Below are 7,283 nucleotides of genomic sequence, written 5' to 3' on the forward strand. Positions count from 1 at the left end.
AACATGGGGTGTCAGGACCTCCGCATGTGCGCGCGGATTGACTGTGACACGCACTGCGAGGGTGTCGACAGCATCCCGGAACACGGAGTCCCCACCCGCGGCGTGATCCGCCACGCGGACGACACCCGCGGTCACGGCGGGTGTGGACGTGTCGATAGCGAGAACAAGCACGGTACTAGAGGGTACTCGCACGTCAGCAACGCCCCCGACACGCGACCTCTCAGGAAATCCATTCCCATTGGGCGGTACGGACGTCCGTTCCGGGTTCGCGGCGCAGGCGCACCCGCAGGTGCCGATCTGCAAGCTGCTCCACGATCCCCTCCCCCCATTCGACGACCACTACCGCTGCGGCCAGGTCGGTATCGAGATCGAGGGCGTCGAGTTCGTCCAGTGCGTGGGGGCCGCTGCCGCCCAGCCGGTAGGCGTCCACGTGCACCATCCCCACCGGCGGACCGCCGTCGGGACGCGTCCCCGGCCGATGCTCACGCGCGATCACGAATGTGGGAGAAGTCACCCGGCCCCGCACGCCCAGGCCGGCGGCGATCCCTTTGGTGAGTGCGGTCTTCCCCGCCCCGAGCGGCCCGTCCAGGACCACGAGATCACCCGCGACCAGACCCTCGGCGAGCTTCCGGCCGAATCTCTCGGTGTCTTCTGCGGCCGGCAGGACGATGGTCCCGCTCATCGGCACACCGTCACCCTCAACCGACATCGCGCTGCCCACGTGTGTTGTACGCGGAAAGGGCACGGCGCAGCAGGCGTTCGATTGCGTCGGAGACCACCGATGGGAACTCGAGCTGCACCAGGTGCCCCGCACCGCGCACCCGCACCAGTTCGGAATCGCCCAGATCTGCCGCGAGCCGTCGCGAGCTGGCGAATGGAATCACCATGTCGCTGTCGCCGGACACCACCACCGAGGGTATCTCCCGGAGCACCTCGAGGGCTGCCGACTCGTCGTGCAATTCGAGCGTGCGAAGGAAGTTGACGATGGTAGTCACCGAGGTGCGGTCGAGGATGCCGTTGGAGAATTCGTGAAGCCGGGGGCTGACGTGTGTTCCGTACGACGCCGCTCGCAGGAGGGGAGTAATCAGCGTGCGGGCGGCGCCGCGCGCGAACTGAACGAAGTCGGGTGCGGTGCGGACCGCGAATCGGAAGGCGTCGATAATCGGGTTCTGCAGGTTGCGGCCCACACCGGTCTCGGCCAAGCCTGCCTCCGTCGTGGACATCAGTGCCACACCGATAACCCGGGACTCCACCAGATCGGGGCGCTGACCAGAGAACGCAAGGATCGTCATCCCACCCATGGAGTGCCCCACCAGCAGAACGGGTCCGCGGGGCGCGGTCGCCTCGATGACCGTTGCCAGGTCCGCCCCCAGCTGCGGGATGGTACAACTGGCCGTGCTCGCCGCACCCGACTCACCATGTCCGCGCTGGTCGTAGAACACCATGCGGGCACTGTCGCCCCAGCGGTCCGCGAGGTGGCGCCGCTGGAAGTGCCACGACTCCATGTTCAGGCAGTACCCGTGGACGAAGATCGCCGTGACAGGAGCCGTCGGGGGTCCGACTTCGCGCACCGCCAGCTGCACGCCGTCCTCGGTGGTCACGGTGCTGCACCGATCGCGGGACATCAGGGTGAAGTCCTCGTCGGCGTAGATCTCCCGGCCCGGGAGTGTTGCGGTGCGGACCGCGTTGATGCCGGCCATCGCGGCGAGCGCAGCCACGCTCCCCATTCCGCCGACCAGTCCCCAGCGTTTCGACACGGCCACGTCTAGGACCCTGTCCCGCCCACATAGCTGCGAACGGTACGCCCGCGGACCCCGGTCACCACTTCGTAGTGAATGGTGTCGAGCTGGTCGGCCCAATCCTGCGCGATGGGTTCACCGAGGTCGCCGCTGCCGAAGAACACGGCGATATCGCCCTCCTGCACGCCCGCGCCATCGGGTCCGAGATCGACGACCACCTGATCCATGCACACCCGCCCGATGCCGGGACGACGGTCGCCACCCAACTGGACCTCGAAGCGGCCGCTCAGCGCCCGCGGAAGGCCGTCCGCATACCCGAACGGCAGCAATGCGACCGTCGTGTCGTGCGGAGCCACCCACCGATGGCCGTAGGACACCCCTTCACCGGCAGCCACCTTCTTCACCAGCGCCACCCTCGTCCGCAGTGTCATCGCCGGTCGCAAGCCGAATCGACCGAGTTCGGGCACCGGCGACAATCCGTAGATCGCGATTCCTGGGCGCACCATGTCGAAACGCAGATCGGGGCGAGTGAGAGTCGCAGCGGAGTTGGACAGGTGCACGACGTCGGGGACCAGTCCTTGACGTTTCGCGTCAGCCACCGCAGCTGCCAGACGCTCGCGCTGAATGTCGATGACGTCGTGGTGCGGCTCGTCGGCATGCGCCAGATGCGAGAACATCCCGCGCAGTCGCACCGCCTCGTCTGCCTGCGCGCGTGCGAGATCGACGAGGACCTGTTCGAACTCGTCGCGCGCTATGCCGTTCCGATTGAGGCCGGTGTCAACCTTCAGGGTGACCGAGGCCGTGATTCCGGCCTCGCGGGCCGCCGCCACGACCGCGGCAAGGTGCCGTGCCGACGAGACACCGAGATCTATGCCCGCGGCGATGGCGGGCAGGTAGTCGGCGTCCACGGTGTGCAGCCACGCGAGAATCGGCGCCTCGATTCCGGCGCGGCGCAGTTCGAGGGCTTCGGAGACCGTCGTTACGCCCAGTTCCGCTGCTCCCGCGGCCAGTGCCGCCCGGGCGACCGGCACGGCGCCGTGGTTGTAGGCGTCTGCCTTGACGACGGCCATGACCGCGGCGTCACCGGCACTGTCACGCAGAACCCGGACATTGTGGGCGATCGCGTCGAGATCGATCACGGCCTCGGCCTGCGGGGCAGGACTCACGGCTTCGCTCCGACCGGGCTGGTCCGCCGGTACTGCTTCAGCAAGCGTCATGCCTTCAATCCTGCCACTCCCGAATTGTCCGCGACGGTGTCGGGTGAGACTCCCGCGCGCAGAACTCGGATGGATTCCCTGAGGTGAGAGAGCAAGGTCACAGCGGAAATGGGTGCCGACCCCAACCCCGCGGAGAGATCTCTGCCGCTGCCCCGGGCCGCGAGGTTCCCGGCCAGGGAATGGGCTCGCGCGCCCACCGCGGCAGCGAGATCCGGCGACAGGCCGGCAGCGAGCAGCGACCCGATGATTCCGGAGAGGACGTCGCCCGCGCCCGCGGTGGCCGACCACGACCCGCCCGCCTCGTTGACGAACACCCGCCCACCGGGCTCCGCAATCACAGTCGACCGCCCCTTGAGGAGGACGTGTACCTGCCAGTCCGCGGCGAGGGACCGCACGGCCGCCACCCTGTCGGGGCCGGGCTCCTCACCACGAAGTCGCGCGAACTCGCCCGCGTGCGGCGTCAACAGGGTCGGAGCCGTCCGCCCACGGACGAGTTCCGGGTCCTTCGACAGCAGCGTGAGACCGTCCGCGTCGATCAGCACCGGCACGTCCGACTGGAGGACCCGCCGCAGCACCGACCCGGCATCGTCATCGGTCCCCATTCCCGGGCCCACCACCCACGACTGCACACGACCTGCGCTGGGCACGTCAGCGGTGGCTATCACCTCCGGCCATCGAGCCAGCACCTCGTGCAGGGACGAGCCGGCGTAGCGAACCAGACCGGAGGTGGCCGTCACGGCGCCGCCCGTGCACAGCACTCCCGCACCCGGGTAACCACCGCTACCTGCGACGATCCCGACCACACCCTGCGTGTATTTGTCGTCGTCCGGTCCCGGCACCGGCCAGTACGCACCCACATCGGCAGCGTCGAGCGCCGTGATCCCCGCGCTGCCGAGCGGCAGGCCGATGGGCACCAGCTCTACCCGCCCGCAGTGCGTTCCAGCGAGAACGTGCACCGGTTTGAGTGCACCGAAGGCTACCGTGGCGGCGGCACGGACCGCCGGTCCGGTGACGGTCCCCGTGTTCGGATCCACACCGCTCGGCAAGTCGGCCGCCACGATCGGCGCCTCGAGGTGGGCTACCACGTCGGCGGCGTCCGGGCGCAGCGGCCCCTTGCCGGAGATACCGACGATTCCGTCGATCACGAGGTCGGGAACGCCGATGTCGGCGGCCGAGACCGCCACCCGACCGCCGGCCTTCCGGAACGCCGCCAGCCCCGCGGCATGCGCCTTCTCCGGGTTCAGGAGCAACGCCGTGGCCGACATCCCGCGTCGACGCAGGAAAGTTGCTGCCCACAGCGCGTCACCACCGTTGTCGCCCGACCCCACCAGGACCACCAGATGCCGGCCGACGACACCACCCGTCCGCGCCCGCGACTCCGCCGCCACCGCCGTGGCGAGCCCGTGTGCAGCGCGGCGCATCAGAGCGCCCTCAGGCAGGGACTTCAGGAGCGGCGCTTCCGCCGCACGAACCTCGTCAGCGGTGTAGTAACCCCGCATGGGAACTCCTCTTTCGAGAGCATCCGGTTGTCGCGCGTATCCGGTCGAGAACGGTCGGTACGGGTGCCCAGACTACGCTCGACGTCATGCGTGGACGTGCAAGGTCGTGGATCTCGGGAGTCGCTCTCGTTGCAGGCATTTCGGCCGCTACCGCGGTGTCGGGCTGCAGTTCGACGGAGTCTGCGGCACCGGACACCCCGAGCGGGCCGGCCGTGGAGGTGGCGGGGATGGCCTTTTCGCCGTCCTCGATCTCCGTGAAGGTCGGCGACACCGTCACCTGGACGTTCGACGACCAAGGGATAGCCCACAACGTGGTGGGTACCGGAGATGCGGACGGCGTGCTGCGCAGCCCGCTGTCGAAGTCCGGCACCTACACCCACACCTTCACCGAACCGGGCACCTACCACTACACCTGTTCGCTGCACCCCGACATGCGGGGCACCGTGATCGTGTCCTGACCGTGCTCGTGCCCCCGGAAGGGGCGCAGCGGTTCGCGCCGCGCCCCACGGTCACTATTCGACGGTGACGGACTTCGCCAGGTTGCGGGGTTTGTCGACGTCGTAACCGCGGGTCTGCGCGACCTCGGCTGCGAAGACCTGCAGCGGCACTGTTGACAACAACGGCTGCAGCAGGGTCGGCGCCGCCGGGATCTCGATCAGGTGGTCGGCGAACGGCCGCACGGCCTCGTCGCCCTCTTCCGCGATCACCACGGTTCGCGCACCGCGGGCCTGGATTTCTCGGATATTGCTCAACATCTTCGAATGCAGGACCGCGCGCCCCTTCGCGGACGGCATCACCACGATCACCGGCAGCCCGTCCTCGATCAGTGCGATCGGCCCGTGCTTGAGCTCACCCGCCGCGAACCCCTCGGCATGCATGTAGGCCAGCTCTTTGAGCTTGAGCGCTCCCTCGAGCGCCACCGGGTACCCCACGTGCCGGCCGAGGAACAGCACCGTCGGCGAGGCCGCCAGCTCACGCGCCAGGGCGCGCACCGGCTCGACGTTCGCGAGCACCTTCGCCACCAGGTCCGGCATCGCTTCCAGGTCGGCGTACTCGCGCGCAACCTCGTCGGGATACTTGGTGCCGCGCGCCTGCGCGAGAGCCAGCCCGACCAGGTAGTTCGCCGTGACCTGCGCCAGAAACGCCTTGGTCGACGCGACGCCGATCTCCGGACCGGCCCGGGTGTAGAGCACGGCGTCGGCCTCGCGGGGAATCTGAGCGCCGTTGGTGTTGCAGACCGCCAGCACCCGCGCCTTCTGGTCCTTCGCATGCCGCACGGCCTCGAGCGTGTCCGCCGTCTCCCCGGACTGCGAAATCGCCACCACCAGGGTCGACCGGTCGAGGACCGGATCCCGGTACCGGAACTCACTCGCCAGTTCGACCTCGACGGGCAACCGTGTCCAGTGCTCGATCGCATACTTCGCGACCAGACCCGAGTGGTACGCGCTACCGCAGGCCACCACGAACACCTTGTCCACGTCACGCAGTTCCTGGTCGGACAGCCGCTGCTCGTCGAGAACGATCTTCCCGCCGGCGAAGTGGCCGAGCAGCGTGTCCGCGACGGCCGCGGGCTGTTCCTCGATCTCCTTGAGCATGAAGTAGTCGTGGCCGCCCTTTTCCGCGGCGGCAAGGTCCCAGTTGATGCGGAACGGACGCCCCTGAGCTTCGCTTCCGTCGAAATTGAAGATCGAGTACCCGGACGCGGTGATCACCACCACCTGGTCCTGCCCCAACTCGACGGCATCCCGCGTGTGTTCGATGAATGCGGCCACATCCGAGCCGACGAAGGTCTCACCCTCACCGACGCCGATGACCAGCGGTGTCGAGCGGCGGGCGGCAACGATGGTGTCCGGATGGTCCGCGTGAGTGAACACCAGCGTGAAGGCGCCCTCGAGCCGCCGCAGCACCTGCAGGGCGCTGGCGACGAAGTCACCGGCCGTCTCGCCCGACTCGTGGGCCCGGGCGACCAGATGGACGGCGACCTCGCTGTCGGTGTCACTCGCGAACTCGACCCCCGCCAGCTCCAACTCGTTACGAAGGGGAGCGAAGTTCTCGATGATGCCGTTATGCACCACGGCGACCCGGCCACTCGCATCGCGATGGGGGTGCGCGTTCCGATCGGTCGGCCGCCCGTGCGTCGCCCACCGGGTGTGACCGATACCGGTGGTGCCGACGAACCGCTCGGCCCCCAACTCGTCGAGTTCCGACTCCAGATTGATCAGGCGACCGGCCTTACGTTCGACCGCGATGCCACCGTTCCCGTCCAGCACAGCGATCCCGGCAGAGTCGTATCCGCGGTATTCCATCCGACGCAAGGCCTCCACCACTACGGGCAGAGCCTGCCGGTGGCCGACGTATCCCACGATTCCGCACATGGTTCATCAGGGTACTTGGAGGACCGTTAGCCGCGAACTCGGACGGTGGGCGGGATCCTGTCTCGCGGCGGACGGCAAATCGGATAACGTTCTCCCCGTGGCGCCCAAACCGAAGACCCTGGCCCGTGAACTGTCCAAGCGAGGGCCGCACCGCGTACTGCGGGGAGACCTCGCACTGGTGGGACAGCCCGGGACCGTGTACACGCCCGAGTCCGGCTTCAATCTGCCTGCCGTCGCCTTCGCGCACGGCTGGATGTCCGGGGCCGACCACTATCGGGCGACGCTCGAACACCTGGCGTCGTGGGGCATCGTCGTCGCCGCCCCCAACAGTGAGCGCGGCCCTGTGCCCTCGCACCTCGGGCTCACCACCGATCTCCGGGCCACCCTCGATATCTGTGTGGGTGTCCGCCTCGGCCCCGGCCAGATCAGTGTCCGGCCCGATCGACTGGCGTT

Annotated in this window: 6 protein-coding genes and 2 pseudogenes; 2 read left to right on the forward strand and 6 right to left on the reverse strand. The window is 68.4% G+C overall.

Features of this window, described 5'->3' with window-relative positions; translation table 11 throughout:
• The 5 genes and pseudogenes from WAW17_RS09270 to WAW17_RS09290 form a co-directional block, all read right to left on the reverse strand.
• Nucleotides 1-171, reverse strand: a pseudogene (locus WAW17_RS09270) (tRNA (adenosine(37)-N6)-threonylcarbamoyltransferase complex dimerization subunit type 1 TsaB); the annotation flags it as partial.
• 49 nt (nucleotides 172-220) lie between these two features.
• The gene (tsaE, locus tag WAW17_RS09275; protein WP_422332688.1) at nucleotides 221-682 is read right to left on the reverse strand and encodes a tRNA (adenosine(37)-N6)-threonylcarbamoyltransferase complex ATPase subunit type 1 TsaE; all 462 of its coding nucleotides are present in this window, start codon (nucleotides 680-682) and stop codon (nucleotides 221-223) included.
• Between the two features lie 16 nt (nucleotides 683-698).
• Nucleotides 699-1,763 carry an alpha/beta fold hydrolase gene (locus WAW17_RS09280; RefSeq protein ID WP_422332689.1) on the reverse strand — a complete coding sequence of 355 codons (1,065 nt, stop codon included), beginning with the start codon at nucleotides 1,761-1,763 and terminating at the stop codon, nucleotides 699-701.
• A 2-nt stretch (nucleotides 1,764-1,765) separates the two neighbouring features.
• A complete protein-coding gene (gene alr, locus WAW17_RS09285) occupies nucleotides 1,766-2,956 on the reverse strand; it encodes an alanine racemase (protein WP_422332690.1) in 1,191 nt (396 codons plus the stop codon).
• On the reverse strand, nucleotides 2,953-4,455 hold the full coding sequence (locus WAW17_RS09290; RefSeq protein WP_422332691.1) for an NAD(P)H-hydrate dehydratase: 1,503 nt from the start codon (nucleotides 4,453-4,455) through the stop codon (nucleotides 2,953-2,955). The genes alr and WAW17_RS09290 overlap by 4 nt, the downstream gene beginning before the upstream one ends.
• A gap of 86 nt (nucleotides 4,456-4,541) precedes the next feature.
• Here WAW17_RS09290 and WAW17_RS09295 point away from each other — a divergent pair, with 86 nt between their 5' ends.
• Nucleotides 4,542-4,913 (forward strand): cupredoxin domain-containing protein, encoded by a 372-nt coding sequence (locus tag WAW17_RS09295; RefSeq protein ID WP_422332692.1) that lies wholly within the window; start codon nucleotides 4,542-4,544, stop codon nucleotides 4,911-4,913.
• 54 nt (nucleotides 4,914-4,967) lie between these two features.
• Here the strand turns inward: WAW17_RS09295 and glmS are convergent, their stop codons facing one another.
• Nucleotides 4,968-6,830: a glutamine--fructose-6-phosphate transaminase (isomerizing) gene (gene glmS / locus WAW17_RS09300; protein WP_422332693.1), complete on the reverse strand. Its 1,863-nt coding sequence runs from the start codon at nucleotides 6,828-6,830 to the stop codon at nucleotides 4,968-4,970.
• A gap of 97 nt (nucleotides 6,831-6,927) precedes the next feature.
• Here glmS and WAW17_RS09305 point away from each other — a divergent pair.
• Nucleotides 6,928-7,283 (forward strand): annotated as a pseudogene (locus tag WAW17_RS09305) (hypothetical protein); the annotation flags it as partial.

The organism is Rhodococcus sp. (in: high G+C Gram-positive bacteria), assembly GCF_049286785.1.
In the GTDB taxonomy this organism is placed as follows: domain Bacteria; phylum Actinomycetota; class Actinomycetes; order Mycobacteriales; family Mycobacteriaceae; genus Rhodococcus_F.

Excerpts from the sequence above, each read along its gene's own strand:
- tsaE (WP_422332688.1), bottom strand. The coding sequence starts at position 682 with ATGAGCGGGACCATCGTCCTGCCGGCCGCAGAAGACACCGAGAGATTC.
- alr (WP_422332690.1), bottom strand. The coding sequence starts at position 2,956 with ATGACGCTTGCTGAAGCAGTACCGGCGGACCAGCCCGGTCGGAGCGAA.
- WAW17_RS09290 (WP_422332691.1), bottom strand. The coding sequence starts at position 4,455 with ATGCGGGGTTACTACACCGCTGACGAGGTTCGTGCGGCGGAAGCGCCG.
- WAW17_RS09295 (WP_422332692.1), top strand. The coding sequence starts at position 4,542 with ATGCGTGGACGTGCAAGGTCGTGGATCTCGGGAGTCGCTCTCGTTGCA.
- glmS (WP_422332693.1), bottom strand. The coding sequence starts at position 6,830 with ATGTGCGGAATCGTGGGATACGTCGGCCACCGGCAGGCTCTGCCCGTA.